Consider the following 15,085-nt stretch of genomic DNA (forward strand, 5'->3'; position numbering starts at 1 on the left):
TGGATCTATGCTTGGTGAACAAACAGATGGCACTCGCGCGAACCATGGCGGACTAAATATCAGTACGTGCAAACGGCGCCCCTGCGCACTGACATGGATCGGACATGAACGAAACGAAGCTGCAAAACACATCGTTGATGGTCTTGCTGACGCTGGTGAGCATTGCCTTCGTATGGATTCTGCTGCCGCTCTATGGCGCGGTGTTCTGGGCGGTCATCCTCGGCATTCTTTTTTCGCCCTTGCAGCATCAGTTGCAACAGAGGTTCGGCTGGCCACGCAACCTGACGGCCCTGTTCACCTTGAGTCTCTGTGTGGTGATCGCGATCCTGCCGGTAATCACCATCAGTACCTTGCTGGTTCAGGAAGGCGCGGCGCTGTACAACCGAATCGAAAGCGGTGAACTGGACATCGCCGGGTATGTGTCGCAGTTCAAGCACAGTCTGCCGCCATATGTTCAGTACTTGCTCGACCGTTTCGGCATGGGTGAGCTGAGCGGGCTTCGGGAGAACATCATCAAGAGCACAATGCAAGGCAGCCAGTTTGTCGCGACCAAGGCGTTCAACTTTGGTCAGGGCACGTTCGAATTCGTGGTGAGCTTTTTCGTCATGCTGTACCTGCTGTTTTTCTTCCTGCGGGACGGGTCCGAACTGGCACGTAAAGTACGTGCGGCGATACCGCTGGAAGACAACCAGAAACGTCGTTTGCAACTGAAGTTCAATCGAGTGGTGCGGGCCACGGTGAAGGGCAATGTGGTGGTGGCGATCACGCAAGGGGCATTGGGTGGTTTTATTTTCTGGTTTCTGGGCATCCCGAGCGTGCTGCTCTGGGCGGTGTTGATGGCGTTTCTGTCGCTGTTGCCAGCGGTGGGCGCAGGGATCGTCTGGATACCGGTGGCGGCATATTTCCTGTTCAGCGGCGCGATCTGGCAGGCCACGGTGCTGACCTTGTTCGGGGTGTTCGTGATCGGCCTGGTGGACAACGTCCTGCGACCGATTCTGGTGGGCAAGGACACCAAAATGCCGGACTACTTGATCCTCATCTCGACCCTGGGCGGCCTGGCGCTTTTTGGCCTGAACGGTTTTGTCATCGGGCCGTTGATCGCGGCGCTGTTCGTGTCGAGCTGGGCGATTTTCATCGATTCCAAGCCCAAGGTTCAACTGCCTTAAGCGCTGAGCTGGCCTGAGTCGATACGTTGTGACAAGGCTTGGGCGGCGGGAAGCGAGGTGAGCGGGCCGCTGATCGGTTCGCCGTCCTGAACCAGATACCAACAGGCAAGCAATCCCCGCGCTCTGAGTTGTGCGGGAACGGCGCTGCCGATAACTGACATGATCTGGACCTGGGCCATAAGTACCTCCATTAATCTATGGAGCTACCTTACGGATCGGACGCTTGAACGGACAATCAACGCTTTCGATAGTCGTCATTGATGCCAATGAGTTCTGCGGTCAATCCACCACCAGATCGAGCATATGCACCACTTCCTGCTCATTGAGCAGGCCTTTGCGCACCAGGTTTTCTGCCAGCAGCGAGAGGAATTTTGCGCTGCGATGGCCTTCCAGGTGTTTGAGTTCGGTCAGTGCGTTGTACACCTTGCCGGAAGTGCACAAGCCGACAATGCGATGCGGGTTTTGTGTGGGCATGAAGGTCGTCCTTGTTTTTATCAACCTGTTGTTTACGGACAGATCCAAGCTTGCGGATCGGACATGACATAAATATGACCAACTTTACCTGCCGGTACTGTCCCGACAGCGACCTTGACGAGATTTATTCAGACTTCGTCCTGCCAGTGGTCACAAAAAAGGCCCCGCTTGTAAAGCGGGGCCTGATGAGCGTGTTACCAGCGGTCGCCACGATAATAACCATGGGGAGGGCCGTAATAGCCGCGTGGTGGACCATAGCCGCGTGGCGGACCGTAATAGATCGGTGCCGGGCGGTAATACATCGGTTGTTGAACGTAGGCCGGCGCCGGTTGGTAATAAACAGGCGGTGGCTGCACGTACACCGGTTGTGGCTGAACGTAGACCGGTTGCTCCACATACACTGGACGGTCGCGGCCGATTATTGCTGAGCCAATGATTGCCGAGCCGACGATCGCACCAAACACAGCCGGACCTTCCCAGCCGCCATGACCATGACCACCTGCTTCTGCCTGCCCTGCGATAGCAAGAGCACCGATCAGCAAGGCTACTGTGGGGATTTTACGGATCATGATAAGTCCTCGGTTCTTCGACCCGGCGCTCGCGTCTGCAATAGACACAAGTTGTCGCGGGGATACTTCTAAGACAGTATTTTTTTGAAAATCAGCACAGCCGTTGGGTAAATTTTGTGTAAGGTCTGTACCGGCTTCTTTACGGCTGTGTGCCAGGTGCAGACTGGCTTTTATGATCAATCAGAACCGGTGGAGTGGCTAATCCCGTCCATCCGAAAGTGCTATTGAAGGAGATTCGAATGCAGATGAACCCCAACAGAGACACTCAGCTGTGCATGTCACTCTCGGGGCGCCCCGGCAATTTCGGACTGCGGTTTCATAACCATCTGTACGAACAACTGGGCCTGAATTTTTACTACAAAGCCTTCAGCAGCAAGGACTTGCCGGGCGCCGTTGGCGGCATCCGCGCCTTGGGCATCCGGGGTTGCGGGGTGTCGATGCCATTCAAGGAAGCCTGTATCGCCTTGGTCGATGAGCTGGATGCATCGGCTGGGGCTATTCAATCGATCAACACTATCGTCAACACCAACGGTCACCTCAAGGCCTACAACACCGATTACATCGCCATCGCTCAGTTGCTCGAAACTCATCAGGTTCCCAAGGATTCGACCTTTGCCCTGCGCGGCAGTGGCGGCATGGCCAAGGCTGTGGCTAGCGCCTTGCGCGATGGTGGCTACAAAAACGGCCTGATCGTGGCCCGGAACGAGCGCGCCGGGCGTGCTTTGGCTGAATCGTTGGATTACCCATGGCAGGCGGAACTGGGGGGCCAGCGCCCGCAGATGCTGATCAACGTCACGCCCATCGGCATGACCGGCGGGCCGGAAGCCGATCAACTGGCGTTCGAGCCTGATGCTATCGCTGCGGCCGAAACTGTCTTCGATGTGGTGGCGATTCCCTCGGAAACACCATTGATCGTGCGCGGTCGTGCCGAAGGCAAGCGGGTGATCACCGGGCTGGAAGTGATTGCGATCCAGGCGCTGGAACAGTTCGTGCTGTACACCGGTGTGCGGCCGACCGATGAGCAATTCCAGAAGGCCGTGGCGTTTGCTCGGGGCTGATCCTCCTTATTATTTGTCGGCTGACCGACCTCTTCGCGAGCAGGCTCGCTCCCACAAGGTCAGCGCTGAACTTGTGGGAGCGAGCCTGCTCGCGATTGCCGCGACCCGGTTTCCAGGCTGTCCTGGCTTGCCCGCAAATATCCCCCGCCTATACTGGCCACCAGCAAGCGCAGACTTGCTCTTCAGCCACCGTGACCGAGGTTTCATGCATCCCGCCATTCTCTACCTGGATCAGGTCGAACTCTTGCCGCTGCCCGAAGACTTTGCCCCCACCGGTGATGCCGCCAGCCGCTATCAGCAACGCCTGGACCGCATCGGCCAGCAACGGGCCCAGGGCAATGCTTCGGGCTTCGTCGCCGTCGCCAGGCAGGCCGATGGCGTGGATTATTGGGACGGCGAGTAGCCATTCAGGGTTGAACGCGGACCCGTGGCGAGGGAGCTTGCCCCCGTTCGGCTGCGAAGCAGTCGCAAGACAGGCAAACCCGGTGTGCCAGACGTAATGCGTTGACAGGTTTGGGGCCGCTTCGCGACCCGGCGGGAGCAAGCTCCCTCGCCACAAGGACCTCGGTACATCGCGAACAAGTGATTATTCGAGGCGTGCCAAGCGCTCTTCCAGCGCCGCAATCCGCGCTTCAAGCTCTTCGATTCGCTCAACCGACACACCGCTACTGGTGCCACGTTCCGCCGGATTCTGCCGGGCAGCCAGGATCGCTTCGATATCCGCCGGATCGCCCAACGCATGCATGTAACGGTCTTCGCGCTGGCCAGCCTGACGCGGGATCAACAGCGCCAGACCTCTGGCGATCAAGCGCTCCAGTTGATGCACCACCTGTTCGGCATCTTCGAAGTCGTGCATGCGGCCGCTGCGGGTCAGCAGTTCGTTGACCGTCTGCGGGCCACGCAGGAACAACAACCCCGTCAGAATCACCTGCGCCGGCACCAGTTCCAGCGCCTTGTCGACCCGATGCTCCCAACGGTCGGCACGGCTGCCCATCACCAGTCTGGTAAAACCGCGACCTTCCAGTGCGCGCAAGCTCTGGCCGACCTGGCCCTGGCTGAGGTTCATCACCGGTTCGCGGCTGGTTTTCTGGTTGCAGGCAATCACCAGCGCATTAAGCGTCAGCGGATAGGTTTCCGGGCTGGTGGCCTGTTTCTCGATCAACGAGCCCAGAATGCGAATTTCCGTGCTGTTAAGCCGCGGTTCGTCGGAGGTCGTTTCTTGCTCAGTGCTCATCGCGCTTTTCCCTATGCAGTCGAAGCATGCAGTCGAAGCCGCCTAGCCTAATCCTTGCAGGATAAAAGACAAGCCGCAGGGCGGCCGGGCATGGCTATAATCGCTCCACGTTTTTACTCCTGTCACCACACGAGACCATCATGACTATTTCCCTGTACGCCGCTTCCGTTCCGGTTTTCCAGCAAATGCTCAATGCCCTGAGCAACAACCTGAGCAAGGCCGAAGCCCACGCTACCGCGAAAAACATTGATCCGAACGCGTTCCTGCAAGCCCGTTTGTACCCGGACATGTTCCCGCTGGTGCGTCAGGTGCAGATCGCCGTTGATTTCGCCAAAGGCGTTTCGGCGCGTCTGGCTGAAGTCGAACTGCCGAAATATGACGACACCGAAACCACCTTCGCCGAACTGCAAGCGCTGATCGCCAAGGTCCTGGCCTTCATCGGCGAGATCAAACCCGAGCAGATCGACGGCAAGGAAGGCATCGAGATCGTTACCCGTCCAGGCACGCCTAAAGAGAAGCGCTTCACTGGCCAGGCCTACCTGCTGAGCTACGGTTTGCCGCAGTTTTTCTTCCACGTGACCACCGCTTACGCACTGCTGCGTCACAACGGTGTGGAAGTGGGCAAGCGCGATTACATGGGCGCGTTCTAAACCGCCCAGGTACAAAAAAGCCCGCCAAGGTTTACGCCTTGGCGGGCTTTTTTTCATGTGTTGCTGCGGCTATCGCTAAAAGATCGCAGCCTTCGGCAGCTCCTACAGGGTGTACGCCGATCCAATGTAGGAGCTGCCGAAGGCTGCGATCTTTTGATCTTTTTATGCCAGACGCTGGGCTTCCCGGGCTTTCTGGGTCTTTTGTTCCTCACCCTGGCACGCGGCCGCGGTGAACAGCACGTCGGTGGAGGAGTTCAGCGCGGTTTCCGCCGAGTCCTGCAACACACCGATAATGAAGCCGACCGCCACTACCTGCATGGCGATTTCGCTCGGGATGCCGAACAGGCTGCACGCCAGCGGAATCAGCAACAGCGAACCGCCGGCCACGCCCGAGGCGCCACAGGCACAGATCGCCGCGACAATGCTGAGCAGGATGGCCGTTGGAATATCCACGGCGATGCCCAGGGTATGCACGGCAGCCAGGGTCAGCACGGTGATGGTGATTGCCGCGCCGGCCATGTTGATGGTGGCGCCGAGCGGGATCGACACCGAATAGGTATCTTCGTGCAGGCCCAGGCGCTTGCTCAACTCCAGGTTGACCGGAATGTTCGCCGCCGAACTGCGGGTGAAGAAGGCAGTGATGCCGCTCTCGCGCAGGCAGGTGAGTACCAGCGGATACGGGTTGCGACGCAGCTTCCAGAACACAATGGCCGGGTTCATCACCAGTGCCACGAACAGCATGCAGCCCAGCAACACGGCCAGCAGATGCATGTAACCGATCAAGGCACCGAAACCGGAGGTGGCGAGGGTCGAGGCCACCAGGCCGAAGATCCCCAGCGGCGCAAAGCGAATCACCAGACGCACGATCAAGGTCACGCCATTGGACAGATCGCCCAGTACTTCGCGCGTCGTCTCGCCGGCGTGGCGAATCGCGATACCCATGCCGATGGCCCAAGCGAGAATGCCGATGAAGTTAGCGTTCATCAGCGCGCTGACCGGGTTATCGACCACGCTCAGTGCCAGGCTTTGCAGCACTTCGCTAATGCCGCCCGGTGCGGTCACCGCAACATCCTGGGTAGCCAGTACCAGACTCGACGGAAACAGTGTACTGGCGACCACCGCCACGACAGCTGCCGCGAAGGTGCCCAGCAGGTACAGAAACAGAATCGGCCGGATATGGGTTTCCTGGCCGTGCTTGTGGTTGGCAATCGACGCCATGACCAGCACGAACACCAGAATCGGCGCGACAGCCTTGAGCGCCGAGACGAACACTTTGCCAATGAAGGCGGTGGATTTGGCCAGCTCAGGTGCGAACAGGGCCAAGGCAATCCCGGCGATCAGGCCGATGATGATCTGCGTGACCAGGCTGCTGCGTTTCAGGCGTTGCAAGAGAGAAGGGGATGAAGCGGTCATAACGGCATCTCTGATTTTATTAGGGTGCAGGGTTCTGCTCATGCAGCAAAAAGCCGGGCAGGCCACATGGAGGGAACCGAAGGGTCGCTACATCAATGCCAATGAATGGCCGATGAGCAAAGTGTAAGTACCGCAGGCCGCGGACTTTATCACAGCATAGCCGTGATCCTTCAGACCTGTGACGATCTGCCACCCGATTGCTCAGCGCGATTTGCAGGTTCGTGCAACCTCGTCCGGAAACACTCTGTTAAGCTGCGCCATCCTCATTTTCAAGTTCTGCCAGTGAGCCTTCGGGTTGTCGCTGGTGTCGTCGTTTTTCTGGAGTTCTGCATGCTGTTGCCCATTCTTCTGTTGTCCGCCGCCGGTTTTACGGTGCTGACCACGGAATTCATCATCGTCGGCCTGTTGCCGGCAATCGCCCGTGATCTGGACGTCAGCATCCCTCAAGCGGGTTTGCTGGTGACCTTGTTCGCCTTTACCGTCGCCGCTTTCGGGCCGTTCCTGACCGCATACTTTGCAAGGTTTGAACGCCGCAAACTGTTCATCAGCGTGCTGATCATGTTCGGCCTGGCCAATACCCTCGCGGCGTTTGCGCCGAACATTTGGGTGATGGCCATTGCCCGGTTGATTCCGGCGCTGGGGTTGCCGGTGTTCTGGGCGTTGGCCAGTGAAACCGCGGTGGACATCGTCGGACCGGACTACGCCGGGCGGGCCATCTCCAAGATCGGTTTTGGCATTGTCTGCGCCACGGTGTTCGGCATTCCGGTGGGTACGCTGATCTCCGATGCGTTCGGCTGGCGCAGTGCTTTCGGCATTCTGGCGGTGATCGCCTTTGCCAAGGCGCTGCTGCTGTTTATCTACCTGCCGAAAACCAACCTGCACCAGCATCAGGTGAGCTTCCGTTCGCAGTTCAAAATCCTGCGCAGCCCGTTGATGTTGGGGCATGTGTTGTTATCGATCCTGGTGTTCAGCGGCATGTTCACCGCTTACACCTACCTGGCGGACATTCTTGAGCGGCTGGCGGGTTTCAACGGCACGGTGGTTGGCTGGTGCCTGATGGGCTTCGGTGCGGTCGGCTTGATCGGCAATTCATTGGGCGGTCGCGCGGTGGATCGGCATCCGCTAATTGCTTCGGTGACGTTCTGTGCTTTCATGATCGCCGGCATGGTGGCGCTGGTGCCGAACATTCATTCACCCCTCGGTCTGGCAGCAGCCATGGGGATTTGGGGCGTGACTCAGGCTGCGCTGTTCCTGGTCAGCCACGTGCGCCTGATGAAGGCTGCGCCTGAGGCTCCGGCCTTTGCTGCATCGCTGAACATTGCCGGGGCCAACCTCGGAATCGGTCTGGGCGCGATGGTCGGTGGGCGGGTGATCGACAGTGTGGGTCTGAGCGGTCTGGGTTTCGCGGCGGCCGGGTTTATCCTTGTCTCGATCCTGTTGGCGATGGCGCTAATGACCTTCAAACCTCGCGAAATCTGCGCCTGAGGCCTCACATCGCGGTGAACAGCTCGCGTCGGGCACCTTCGGTAATGGCGACAATGCCGGGGTGCTTGACCTTGCGTTCCACCGAGATGGCGTAGAACGACTCGCGCACCGCATCGGTCTGGCCGATCAACTCCACGCCGCATTGGCGTTTCAATTCGTCGGCAATCACGCTCGGGCCGATGAATATCCCGCTGCCGGATTGGCCGAAAGCCTGCATCAAGGCGCTGTCGTCGAACTCGCCGACAATCTGTGGCTGGATCTGCTGTTCGGCAAACCAGCGTTGCAAGCGACTGCGCACCACGGTTTCCGGCCCGGGAATCAGCAGTGGGGCGCCGTGCAGGCTGCGGGGGAAGTCCTGGCCATATCGCGCCGCCAGTTCGGCGGTGGCGAAGAAGCTGATGCCGCATTCGCCGAGTTTCTGGCTGTAGCCCTTGATGTCCAGATGCGAGGGCATCGGGCTGTCGGAGATCACCAGGTCCAGGCGCTGAATCGCCAGGTCGGCAAGCAAGCGTTCCAGTTTGTCTTCGCGACAGGTGATACGCAGCGGTTCGCTCAACTCCATGGTCGGCGCGATCAGGCGGTAGACGATGGATTTGGGCACCACATCGGCAACGCCCACTCGAAACAGAATCTGTTGTTCATTGGGCTGCGCCCGCAGCATCAACTCCAGCTCGCCACCGAGTTGAAACATCTGCTCGGCGTAGGGCAGGGTCTGACGCCCGGCTTCGGTGAGTTCCAGCTGCCGGCCGACCCGGCGAAACAACTCGATGCCATAGGTTTGCTCGAGCAGGGAAATCTGCCCGCTGATGGTCTGTGGCGTCAGATTCAACTGCTCACAGGCGCGTACGATGCTGCCGGTTTTGGCCACCACCCAGAAGTAATGCAGCTGTCGATAATTCAACATGTTTGGTGAAATTCCTGGTTCACATCATTTGTAGGAGCTGTCGAGTGAAACGAGGCTGCGATCTTTTGATCTTGCTCGTTAAAAAACAAAAGATCGCAGCCTCGTTTCACTCGACAGCTCCTACGGGCGTACGCCATACACTATCTTGATTCGTTAAAACCGAAGTATAACCGCTAAAAATACGAATTTTCCTGAAGTGTTTGCTTCCTTAGAATGCCTCGCTATCGACGGATCGCCTTTTCGGTTCTGTCTGTTCTATCGAGGGAAGCATCATGAAGCTTAAAACCACGGCGCTACTGATTACGTCTTTACTGGTGCTGGCCGGTTGCGACCAGGCCGAGAAAAGTGCTCAGCAATTGATGGGCAAGGCCGCCGAAACCGCCAAACAGGCGATTGACGATACCCACAAAGCGGCCGAGCAAGCGCTCAGCGATGCCACGGGCGGTTTAATCAGCAAGAAAGAACAAGCGGCCCAAGAGACGGATAAATCCGAATCTTCGTCCCAGGAAATCTAAACCGTCTACAACGAGTCAGGACTGACCCATGGAATACCTTTTAGAACTTGCTGCAAGCCCCACTGCCTGGGTCGCCCTGGCCACGCTGGTGGTGATGGAAATCGTGCTCGGCATCGATAACCTGATCTTCATCTCGATCCTCACCAACAAGCTGCCCGAACAGCATCGCCAGAAGGCGCGGCGCATCGGTATCGGCATGGCGTTGATCCTGCGCCTGGCCCTGTTGAGCACCATCGCATTCATCGTCCAGCTGACGGAGCCTGTGATCGAGATTCTCGGCCAGGCGTTCTCCTGGAAGGACATGATCCTGATCGCGGGTGGCCTGTTCCTGTTGTGGAAAGCGACCACCGAGATCCATCACAGCATGGACCCGGCGCCGGATGATCCGACGTCGGCCACGTCGACTGTGACCCTGGGCTTTGCCGCTGCGATCGGTCAGATCCTGCTGCTGGACATGGTGTTTTCCATCGACAGCATCATTACTGCTGTGGGCATGACCGAGCATTTGCCGATCATGATCATTGCGGTGGTGGTGTCGGTACTGGTGATGTTGCTGGCGGCTGACCCTCTGGCCAAGTTCATCAACGACAATCCGACGGTGGTGATGCTGGCACTGGGCTTCCTGATCATGATCGGCATGACGCTGATCGCCGAAGGTTTTGGCGCCCACGTACCGAAAGGCTACGTCTACGCGGCCATGGCGTTCTCGGCCACGATCGAAGGCTTGAACATGTTGTCGCGTCGGGCCAGGCAGAAGCGCATCGCCGCTGAAGCTTAACCTTCGTTAAACGAAACGGCCGCCTGAACTCGAAAGAGGCCAGGCGGCCGTTTTTGTTTGTACGATTGAAAAGCGCGCCAGTCAGTGCGCGGTGGCGGGGTGGGCAGCCGGCTGATCGGTTTTCGCCACAGGCGCCGATTGAACCGGGTGGTGATGGTGCCGGCGGGTAATACGCAAAACGCCCCACAGCATGGCAGCGGCCACGGCCAGCCAGCCGGAAATCAACATTACAATGGTCATTGTCAGGCTCATCAGTGCCTCCTCTTTGCCCTGCATCGGGCACACACTCTTCCTTGGTAAATGACAGTTTAGCCGCTGCTGTATTTCAGACAATTGACCAAAGGTCGTCTGCCACCAACCAGTTCGCTCTATCGAATGCAATCAACTGCCGGTTAAGGCTATACCGCTGCCGCGCGGCATCCTATGATCGACGGCCAAGCCAGGAGTGTGAATACCTGGCGTCTGAACAAGAGAGTGATGATGGTGCGGGTATTTTCTCGAATTCGATCTTTGGTATTGATCGTTGGCTGTGTTGCCGGCTTGGCTGGCTGTGCGGGGAGCGTGGCGCCTGAGATCAAACGTCTGCCGGAGCGGGTCGAACTCAGCGGTACGTTTTACCGAGGGCAAAATTATCAAAGCGGGCCTCAGGTGCTGGCCAGCCTGCTGTCCCAGCAGGGCATCGTGATTACCCCGGGGTTGCTCGACAAACCTCTGCATTTGCCGGGTGCAGAAGACCGCTTGCAGCAGAACATGCAGAACCTCGCGCGCGAGTACGGGATGGTGGTCTATCCCCTCGACAGCCATTTGCCGGCGCTGCTGGCCCAGGTTGCTGCCGGTTATCCGGTAATGGTGCGCTTCACCGAAGGCTCGGCGTTCTGGGCGGAGCCCCGATACGCCATTCTCGCCGGTTACAACCGTCAGAAGCAGACCGTGTTGCTGCGCGCCGGGATGGATCGTCGGCTGCTGATGGGGTTCAGCGCCTTTGAATCGGCGTTCGAGAATGCCGGTGGTTGGGGCGTATTGATCCAGAAGCCGGACCAGATTCCGGCCAATGTCGATCAGTCGCGTTGGCTGAAAGCGGCGAGCGATCTTGCCCAGTCAGGTCAGGAACAGGCGGCAGCCCGGGCGAAGAAGGCGCTGACCGCGAAGTAAGTTTCCGCTCGTCATCGGCATGGCACCCCCACCCTATGCTGGAGTCTCAGGTAGAGGGCCCGGATTTTTCCGTGCCCAAGATCAGGAGGCGCCATGGCACATTCCAATACCCCCACCGGCCCGCACTCGTCTGAGCATTCGTCCGATAATGAGTTGGGGTTCGACCCCGATTCTCCAGACGTCGCCGATCCTCAGGTCGATCCCATCGGGCCCGCCAAGGCGCCCAGGGATATAAAACCGGGTGAAGAGGGCAAGAAGGCCCCTGCGAAACCTTATGATCCACTTGGCGATCTGAAACCCAAGTCCTACTGTGAGGTGCATATGTCTACCGATTCGAGCTTCGACGACAAACGTCCAGATCCTCCAGACAGTGTTCCAACAACCCCCGAGGCGGATCTGGATCCGGTGATGGATCCGGACAGCCCGTTAAGGGACCCGTTGGCCAGACCGACAGTAGTGCCGACAAAGCATCCGCAGGGTTGGAAAGACCCGAGCGCTGGGGATGGCATTCCGGATGACGATCAAATGCCGCTGCCCAATGATTAATCCAGGACAAAAAAAGCCCCGAATAATCGGGGCTTTCGTTTGCAGGCGATACGACGTTATTTCGAGGCTTCAACCACACCGCTTTGGCGATGCTTGAGGTTCTTTTCAGATTTGTACTGCAGCGCTACGGACGGCACGTCGGCGCTCTTGCCGGTTTCGACCCAGCTGCGAATACGGCTGGCATCGGCAAAGTGCGTGTACTTGCCGAAGGCATCGAGAATCACCAGTGCCATCGGACGATTACCCATGCTGGTGACCAGCACCAGGCAGTGACCGGCCTCGTTGGTGAAACCGGTCTTGGTCAGTTTGATGTCCCAGTTCGGCTTGTTGATCAAATGGTCGGTATTGCGGAAACCCAGGCTGTAGTTGGGTTTACGGAAAGAAACGGTTTTTTCCTTGGTGGTGCTCAGCTCAGTCAATAGCGGGTACTTGTGCGCAGCGATCAGCAATTTGCTCAGGTCGCGGGCGGTGGACACATTGCGGGGGGAGAGGCCCGTCGGTTCGACAAAGTGGGTGCTGGTCATGCCCAGCGCTTTGGCTTTAGCGTTCATGGCGGCAATGAACGCGACATAACCGCCCGGATAGTGATGGGCCAGCGTCGCGGCAGCACGGTTTTCCGATGACATCAGGGCAATCAGCAGCATCTCCCGGCGCGGCAATTCGCTTTTGAGTTTGACTCGGGAAAACACGCCTTTCATTTCCGGGGTGTCACTGATGTTGACGGAAAGGAATTCGTCCATATTTTGCCGGGCTTCTACCACCACCAGACCAGTCATCAGTTTGCTGACGGACGCGATTGGCACGACGACGTCAGGGTTGCTGGCATAAATGACTTTGTTGGTTTGCATATCCATCAGCAAGGCACTGCCGGAAGCGATCTTCAGTTGTGAAATGTTTCGGGGCGCCTCGATGGTTTCAGCGGCGTTGACCGTTTGCGTGGTGAAAGTCCCTGTAAACGCAAAAAACAAGCTCAGGATTGAAAGACGGATTTTCACGCTGGTGGACTCATGAAGGGTGGATATACCGTTTTGTAACGGGCTGTTTCTTTGAAAAGCGACGCATTTTAGGAGTATGTGCCAGGAAAGCCATAGGCGCCTGTAAACAAAGGGCCAAAGATGAATTATTTTTAATGCTGTATCAATTTTGTATCAATCTGGCTTTCCAGCTTCCCGATCTCTGACCTGTCGGTGGTCGAGCTTTTTCTGCGGGCGAAAAAAACCCCGCGATTGGCGGGGTTCTTTTATGCGGCGCTGCAAGCAAGCGTGAACTCAGCCGTGCAGTGTTTCCGCAGCGTACAGCGTGTTTTCCAGCAGGCAGGCGCGGGTCATCGGACCAACGCCGCCCGGTACCGGAGTGATCCAGCCAGCGCGGGGCAGAGCGGTTTCGTAGATCACGTCACCGACCAGTTTGCCGTCTTCCTGACGATTGATGCCGACGTCGATCACGATCGCGCCTTGCTTGATCCATTCACCTTTGACCAGGCCCGGCTTACCGGCGGCAACCACTACCAGGTCGGCGCGACCGACATGGCCCGCCAGGTCCTTGGTGAAACGGTGGGTAACGGTCACGGTGCAGCCGGCCAGCAGCAGTTCCATCGCCATTGGACGTCCAACGATGTTGGAAGCCCCGACAATGACCGCGTTCATCCCGTATAGATCGGCACCGGTGCTTTCCAGCAACGTCATGATGCCTTTAGGTGTGCATGGGCGCAGCAGCGGAATGCGCTGGGCCAGACGGCCGACGTTATAAGGGTGGAAACCGTCGACGTCCTTGTCAGGACGAATGCGCTCCAGCAATTTGGAGGCGTCCAGATGTTCAGGTAAAGGCAGCTGAAGCAGAACGCCGTCAATCGCCGGGTCGTCGTTCAGGCGATCGATCAGGTCGGTCAATGCTTCTTGAGTGGTTTCGGCAGGCAGGTCGTAGGCTTGGGAAAGGAAGCCGACCTCTTCACAGTCTTTACGCTTGTGCGAGACATAAACCTGAGAGGCAGGATCGCTGCCGACCAGGATCACCGCGAGGCCGGGCGTGCGCAAACCTTGCTGGCGACGCTCGGCGACTCGTTTGGCGATCTGCTGGCGCAGGCTGGCGGCGATCGATTTGCCGTCGATTAGTTGTGCAGTCATTGCGCGTGATTAACCATCGAGAGGGGAAAAAAAGAGAACGCATTCTCGCATGTCATGAGGTGAGGGCAAAGGCGCTTGGTCTGCAAATTCCCCTAACCCCTTTAATTAAATGAATTTTTTTTAAAAAAGAGTTGACGACCTTCAGGCTCACCTATAACATTCGTCGCACTTGTCGGGCACAGCCTAGCACTGGTTAAGAAGGTCGAGCAGAGTTGATGTTTAATTCGGTGAGACTGAAAGCACTTAGTTTGTAATCGTCCAAGAATACAGATTAACAAGGCGCCCGTAGCTCAGCTGGATAGAGCATCCGCCTTCTAAGCGGATGGTCGCAGGTTCGAGTCCTGCCGGGTGCGCCAATTAGGCAGCTTTGGCACAAGTAAAGCAACATGGCAATATGGTGGGCGTAGCTCAGTTGGTAGAGCACGGGATTGTGACTCCCGTTGTCGAGGGTTCGATCCCCTTCGTCCACCCCATATTTAGAAAGGCGCCAGATTAACAGTCTGGCGCCTTTGCTTTAAAAGCTTGATGCGGATGTGGTGGAATTGGTAGACACACTGGATTTAGGTTCCAGCGCCGCAAGGTGTGAGAGTTCGAGTCTCTCCGTCCGCACCATTACAAACAGCTATTTAATAGCAGAAAACGGCGCAGCACCTGAAAAGGGCTGCGCCGTTTTTGTTTTAGAGGTCTGAATTTTCAAAGCAACCGCATGTTCGGGTTGAAAGGGCGGTAGGTCGTCGAATTTATGTTTCTCGATGATGCCGATTCGCCCGTCGGTCCCCTCGCGGGGTCGGCTGTCAGGGATGGATTGCCGATTCTTTCTATATATAGAAGGATTGGTACAGAGCCCCGGCATGACTGGCTGTATTTGCTAACAGGGCGAGGCACAACCGTTTGTCCCCCGCCTATAAACTGCCTGCTGCTTTTTTACCCGTTTTCAGTAGGGTGACTTCTTGAGTTTGACCCACTAGAATGCATGCCCTTGATTCTGGGGTCGGAAACGGCCGGCTAACGTCTGTGC

At 57.6% G+C, this 15,085-nt stretch carries 17 protein-coding genes, 3 tRNA genes and 2 pseudogenes; 13 read left to right on the plus strand and 9 right to left on the minus strand.

Annotated elements, in window-relative coordinates; translation table 11 throughout:
* Positions 1-104 precede the first annotated feature (104 nt).
* Entirely contained in the window at positions 105-1,166 is a 1,062-nt protein-coding gene (locus tag BK662_RS07370; RefSeq protein WP_123357525.1) for an AI-2E family transporter, read from the plus strand.
* Here the strand turns inward: BK662_RS07370 and BK662_RS07375 are convergent.
* The 3 genes from BK662_RS07375 to BK662_RS07385 form a co-directional block, all read right to left on the minus strand.
* Complete coding sequence (locus tag BK662_RS07375) at positions 1,163-1,345, minus strand: hypothetical protein (protein ID WP_007901757.1); 183 nt, start codon at positions 1,343-1,345, stop codon at positions 1,163-1,165. The two genes, BK662_RS07370 and BK662_RS07375, sit on opposite strands and share 4 nt — an antisense overlap.
* Positions 1,346-1,445: 100 nt before the next feature.
* On the minus strand, positions 1,446-1,640 hold the full coding sequence (locus BK662_RS07380) for a hypothetical protein (RefSeq protein ID WP_007901759.1): 195 nt from the start codon (positions 1,638-1,640) through the stop codon (positions 1,446-1,448).
* Between the two features lie 194 nt (positions 1,641-1,834).
* Entirely contained in the window at positions 1,835-2,209 is a 375-nt protein-coding gene (locus tag BK662_RS07385; RefSeq protein ID WP_123357526.1) for a hypothetical protein, read from the minus strand.
* 239 nt (positions 2,210-2,448) lie between these two features.
* Here BK662_RS07385 and BK662_RS07390 point away from each other — a divergent pair, with 239 nt between their 5' ends.
* Together BK662_RS07390 and BK662_RS35990 are read left to right on the plus strand one after the other, a co-directional pair.
* A complete protein-coding gene (locus tag BK662_RS07390; RefSeq protein ID WP_123357527.1) occupies positions 2,449-3,267 on the plus strand; it encodes a shikimate 5-dehydrogenase in 819 nt (272 codons plus the stop codon).
* 205 nt (positions 3,268-3,472) lie between these two features.
* Positions 3,473-3,592: pseudogene (locus BK662_RS35990) on the plus strand (cupin domain-containing protein); the annotation flags it as partial.
* Between the two features lie 261 nt (positions 3,593-3,853).
* Here the strand turns inward: BK662_RS35990 and BK662_RS07405 are convergent.
* Positions 3,854-4,501, minus strand: coding sequence for a YceH family protein (locus BK662_RS07405; protein ID WP_123357529.1), 648 nt, complete (start codon positions 4,499-4,501; stop codon positions 3,854-3,856).
* A 140-nt stretch (positions 4,502-4,641) separates the two neighbouring features.
* Between BK662_RS07405 and BK662_RS07410 the strand changes: the two genes are divergently transcribed.
* Positions 4,642-5,151 carry a DUF1993 domain-containing protein gene (locus BK662_RS07410; RefSeq protein ID WP_007901777.1) on the plus strand — a complete coding sequence of 170 codons (510 nt, stop codon included), beginning with the start codon at positions 4,642-4,644 and terminating at the stop codon, positions 5,149-5,151.
* 162 nt (positions 5,152-5,313) lie between these two features.
* Here the strand turns inward: BK662_RS07410 and sstT are convergent, their stop codons facing one another.
* Complete coding sequence (sstT, locus tag BK662_RS07415) at positions 5,314-6,564, minus strand: serine/threonine transporter SstT (RefSeq protein ID WP_123357530.1); 1,251 nt, start codon at positions 6,562-6,564, stop codon at positions 5,314-5,316.
* 330 nt (positions 6,565-6,894) lie between these two features.
* Between sstT and BK662_RS07420 the strand changes: the two genes are divergently transcribed.
* Positions 6,895-8,049 carry an MFS transporter gene (locus BK662_RS07420; protein WP_123357531.1) on the plus strand — a complete coding sequence of 385 codons (1,155 nt, stop codon included), beginning with the start codon at positions 6,895-6,897 and terminating at the stop codon, positions 8,047-8,049.
* 4 nt (positions 8,050-8,053) lie between these two features.
* Here the strand turns inward: BK662_RS07420 and nhaR are convergent, their stop codons facing one another.
* Complete coding sequence (gene nhaR, locus BK662_RS07425; protein ID WP_123357532.1) at positions 8,054-8,953, minus strand: transcriptional activator NhaR; 900 nt, start codon at positions 8,951-8,953, stop codon at positions 8,054-8,056.
* 272 nt (positions 8,954-9,225) lie between these two features.
* On the opposite strand from nhaR, the gene BK662_RS07430 reads away from it, so the two are divergent.
* Both BK662_RS07430 and BK662_RS07435 read left to right on the plus strand, forming a co-directional pair.
* On the plus strand, positions 9,226-9,468 hold the full coding sequence (locus tag BK662_RS07430; RefSeq protein ID WP_123357533.1) for a hypothetical protein: 243 nt from the start codon (positions 9,226-9,228) through the stop codon (positions 9,466-9,468).
* A 28-nt stretch (positions 9,469-9,496) separates the two neighbouring features.
* Entirely contained in the window at positions 9,497-10,246 is a 750-nt protein-coding gene (locus BK662_RS07435) for a TerC family protein (protein WP_123357534.1), read from the plus strand.
* Positions 10,247-10,327: 81 nt separating this feature from the next.
* Here BK662_RS07435 and BK662_RS07440 read toward each other — a convergent pair whose 3' ends face one another.
* On the minus strand, positions 10,328-10,498 hold the full coding sequence (locus BK662_RS07440; protein ID WP_187326411.1) for a hypothetical protein: 171 nt from the start codon (positions 10,496-10,498) through the stop codon (positions 10,328-10,330).
* A 171-nt stretch (positions 10,499-10,669) separates the two neighbouring features.
* Here BK662_RS07440 and BK662_RS07445 point away from each other — a divergent pair, with 171 nt between their 5' ends.
* The 3 genes and pseudogenes from BK662_RS07445 to BK662_RS07455 all read left to right on the plus strand — a co-directional run bounded on the left by BK662_RS07445 (position 10,670) and on the right by BK662_RS07455 (position 11,944).
* The gene (locus BK662_RS07445; protein ID WP_123357536.1) at positions 10,670-11,398 is read left to right on the plus strand and encodes a cysteine peptidase family C39 domain-containing protein; all 729 of its coding nucleotides are present in this window, start codon (positions 10,670-10,672) and stop codon (positions 11,396-11,398) included.
* A gap of 93 nt (positions 11,399-11,491) precedes the next feature.
* A pseudogene (locus BK662_RS07450) lies at positions 11,492-11,698 on the plus strand (DUF6021 family protein); the annotation flags it as partial.
* A gap of 21 nt (positions 11,699-11,719) precedes the next feature.
* Positions 11,720-11,944 carry a hypothetical protein gene (locus BK662_RS07455; protein WP_095633955.1) on the plus strand — a complete coding sequence of 75 codons (225 nt, stop codon included), beginning with the start codon at positions 11,720-11,722 and terminating at the stop codon, positions 11,942-11,944.
* A 56-nt stretch (positions 11,945-12,000) separates the two neighbouring features.
* On the opposite strand, the gene pbpG is transcribed toward BK662_RS07455, so the two are convergent.
* On the minus strand, positions 12,001-12,939 hold the full coding sequence (gene pbpG / locus BK662_RS07460; protein WP_123357537.1) for a D-alanyl-D-alanine endopeptidase: 939 nt from the start codon (positions 12,937-12,939) through the stop codon (positions 12,001-12,003).
* Between the two features lie 273 nt (positions 12,940-13,212).
* Positions 13,213-14,067 carry a bifunctional methylenetetrahydrofolate dehydrogenase/methenyltetrahydrofolate cyclohydrolase FolD gene (gene folD, locus BK662_RS07465; RefSeq protein ID WP_123357538.1) on the minus strand — a complete coding sequence of 285 codons (855 nt, stop codon included), beginning with the start codon at positions 14,065-14,067 and terminating at the stop codon, positions 13,213-13,215.
* 279 nt (positions 14,068-14,346) lie between these two features.
* Between folD and BK662_RS07470 the strand changes: the two genes are divergently transcribed.
* From BK662_RS07470 to BK662_RS07480, 3 genes are all read left to right on the plus strand, one after another.
* A tRNA-Arg gene (locus tag BK662_RS07470) sits at positions 14,347-14,423 on the plus strand.
* A 41-nt stretch (positions 14,424-14,464) separates the two neighbouring features.
* Positions 14,465-14,540: transfer RNA gene (locus tag BK662_RS07475), tRNA-His, on the plus strand.
* A 54-nt stretch (positions 14,541-14,594) separates the two neighbouring features.
* Positions 14,595-14,679 (plus strand) — tRNA-Leu (locus BK662_RS07480).
* Positions 14,680-15,085 lie beyond the last annotated feature (406 nt).

Origin of the sequence: Pseudomonas frederiksbergensis, assembly GCF_003732275.1 — a bacterium.
Classification (GTDB): domain Bacteria; phylum Pseudomonadota; class Gammaproteobacteria; order Pseudomonadales; family Pseudomonadaceae; genus Aquipseudomonas; species Aquipseudomonas frederiksbergensis_H.